A 3296-nucleotide genomic window follows, 5' to 3' on the forward strand; every position below is an offset into this window, starting at 1 on the left:
ATAAGGTATCTGCACCTGAATACATAGGGTGTAAGAAGCGAACGCAGGGAACTGAAACATCTAAGTACCTGCAGGAAAGGACATCAACCGAGACTCCGCAAGTAGTGGCGAGCGAACGCGGACCAGGCCAGTGGCAATGATGAATAAAGCGGAACGATTTGGAAAAGTCGGCCATAGAGGGTGATAGCCCCTTACGCGTAGAACAGTCATTGTCCTTGAGTAGGGCGGGACACGTGAAATCCTGTCTGAACATGGGGAGACCACTCTCCAAGCCTAAGTACTCGTGCATGACCGATAGCGAACAAGTACCGTGAGGGAAAGGTGAAAAGCACCCCGACGAGGGGAGTGAAATAGAACCTGAAACCGGATGCCTACAAACAGTCGGAGCTCGCAAGAGTGACGGCGTACCTTTTGTATAATGGGTCAACGACTTAGTGTAACTAGCAAGCTTAAGCCGGTAGGTGTAGGCGCAGCGAAAGCGAGTCTGAACAGGGCGATTTAGTTAGTTGCATTAGACCCGAAACCGAGTGATCTAGCCATGAGCAGGCTGAAGGTTGGGTAACACCAACTGGAGGGCCGAACCCATAACTGTTGCAATAGTTCGGGATGACTTGTGGCTAGGGGTGAAAGGCCAATCAAACTCGGAAATAGCTGGTTCTCCGCGAAATCTATTTAGGTAGAGCGTCGACCGAATACCCTCGGGGGTAGAGCACTGGATGGGCTATGGGGACTCACCGTCTTACTGATCCTAACCAAACTCCGAATACCGAGGAGTACTAGTCGGCAGACACACGGCGGGTGCTAACGTCCGTCGTGAAAAGGGCAACAACCCTGACCTCCAGCTAAGGTCCCCAAGTCATGGCTAAGTGGGAAAGGATGTGAGGATCCCAAAACAACCAGGATGTTGGCTTAGAAGCAGCCATCATTTAAAGAAAGCGTAACAGCTCACTGGTCTAAATAAGGGTCTTTGCGCCGAAAATGTAACGGGGCTAAAGCCATGCACCGAAGCTGAGGATTTGCGAGTAATCGCAAGTGGTAGCGGAGCGTTCCGTAAGTCTGTGAAGGCGGACCCGTGAGGGCTGCTGGAGATATCGGAAGTGCGAATGTTGACATGAGTAACGATAAAGGGAGTGAGAGACTCCCTCGCCGAAAGACCAAGGGTTCCTGCTTAAAGTTAATCTGAGCAGGGTTAGCCGGCCCCTAAGACGAGGCGGACACGCGTAGTCGATGGGAACCACGTTAATATTCGTGGGCCTGGTGGTAGTGACGGATCTCGTGTGTTGTTCAACCTTATTGGATTGGTTGGGCGGCGAAGAGGTTCCAGGAAATAGCTCCACCGTATAGACCGTACCCGAAACCGACACAGGTGGTCAGGTAGAGTATACCAAGGCGCTTGAGAGAACTATGTTGAAGGAACTCGGCAAATTGCACGCGTAACTTCGGAAGAAGCGTGACCCTTTTGTACGCAAGTATGATGGGGTGGCACAGACCAGGGGGTAGCGACTGTTTATCAAAAACACAGGGCTCTGCGAAGTAGCAATACGACGTATAGGGTCTGACGCCTGCCCGGTGCTGGAAGGTTAAAGGGAGGGGTGCAAGCTCTGAACTGAAGCCCCAGTAAACGGCGGCCGTAACTATAACGGTCCTAAGGTAGCGAAATTCCTTGTCGGGTAAGTTCCGACCTGCACGAATGGCGTAACGACTTCCCCGCTGTCTCCAACATAGACTCAGTGAAATTGAATTCCCCGTGAAGATGCGGGGTTCCTGCGGTCAGACGGAAAGACCCCGTGCACCTTTACTATAGCTTTACACTGGCATTCGCCAAGGCATGTGTAGGATAGGTGGTAGGCTTTGAAGCAGGGACGCCAGTTTCTGTGGAGCCATCCTTGAAATACCACCCTTATCTTCGTGGATGTCTAACCGCGGTCCGTTATCCGGATCCGGGACAGTGTATGGTGGGTAGTTTGACTGGGGCGGTCGCCTCCGAAAGAGTAACGGAGGCGCGCGATGGTTAGCTCAGACCGGTCGGAAATCGGTCGTCGAGTGCAATGGCATAAGCTAGCCTGACTGCGAGACTGACAAGTCGAGCAGAGACGAAAGTCGGTCATAGTGATCCGGTGGTCCCGTGTGGAAGGGCCATCGCTCAACGGATAAAAGGTACGCCGGGGATAACAGGCTGATGACCCCCAAGAGTCCATATCGACGGGGTTGTTTGGCACCTCGATGTCGACTCATCGCATCCTGGGGCTGGAGCAGGTCCCAAGGGTATGGCTGTTCGCCATTTAAAGCGGTACGTGAGTTGGGTTCAGAACGTCGTGAGACAGTTCGGTCCCTATCTGCCGTGGGTGTAGGAATATTGACAGGATCTGTCCCTAGTACGAGAGGACCGGGATGGACGTATCTCTGGTGGATCTGTTGTCCTGCCAAGGGCATAGCAGAGTAGCTATATACGGAATGGATAACCGCTGAAGGCATCTAAGCGGGAAACCAACCTGAAAACGAGTGTTCCCTATCAGAGCCGTGGAAGACGACCACGTTGATAGGACGGGTGTGGAAGCACAGCAATGTGTGAAGCTTACCGTTACTAATAGCTCGATCGACTTCTTCGTTCCCATTGAATATGTTCATCGAACAAAGTTCGATGACATCATCTTCTGTCCTCACGGGCCAAAGGCCCGGCGGACGGCGCGCGCCATAAGGCGCGACGGACTAGCGTCCTGTATGGCTGCCTCGCTCGGTCTCGAGCAAAGGTGGGATACGGATCGGTCACAGAAAGACGTGTAAATTAAAACGAAGCGCAAGCTTCCCAGCTTCTCGAAAACAACAGTCATGTGAAAACATGAACAAGGTTGCTTTGGCCAACTGGTCCCTCATATCAGAGGTGACCGTATGGCCGATTGGCGTCCCCCGTGAGCGACAAGCGAACGGGATAAGGCATGCCAATCCAAAAATAGCAACATATGTTCATGCTACCGCATGAACATATGTTGCGTTTTGCCGACCTGGTGGTTATCGCGGGGCGGCTGCACCCGTTCCCATTCCGAACACGGCCGTGAAACGCCCCAGCGCCAATGGTACTTCGTCTCAAGACGCGGGAGAGTAGGTCGCTGCCAGGTCTGCAAAACGCAACTCAAAATCTTCTCAATCACAAAAGGGCAAAAATGCCCAAATCAAAAGGCCGCAAATGCGGCCTTTATGCTATAATAAAACAAGTCAACGCGGGGTGGAGCAGCCCGGTAGCTCGTCAGGCTCATAACCTGAAGGCCGCAGGTTCAAATCCTGCCCCCGCAACCAAA

At 52.8% G+C, this 3296-nt stretch carries 1 tRNA gene and 2 rRNA genes; all 3 read left to right on the forward strand.

Annotation, left to right across the window (positions count from 1 at the left end):
* Positions 1 to 2609: ribosomal RNA gene (locus tag PH605_RS25140) — 23S ribosomal RNA — on the forward strand; the annotation flags it as partial.
* A 392-nt stretch (positions 2610 to 3001) separates the two neighbouring features.
* Positions 3002 to 3116 (forward strand): 5S ribosomal RNA (gene rrf, locus PH605_RS25145).
* 101 nt (positions 3117 to 3217) lie between these two features.
* Positions 3218 to 3294 (forward strand) — tRNA-Met (locus PH605_RS25150).
* Positions 3295 to 3296 lie beyond the last annotated feature (2 nt).

Origin of the sequence: Agrobacterium sp. CFBP 3001, from assembly GCF_027871605.1 — a bacterium.
GTDB lineage: Bacteria > Pseudomonadota > Alphaproteobacteria > Rhizobiales > Rhizobiaceae > Agrobacterium > Agrobacterium leguminum.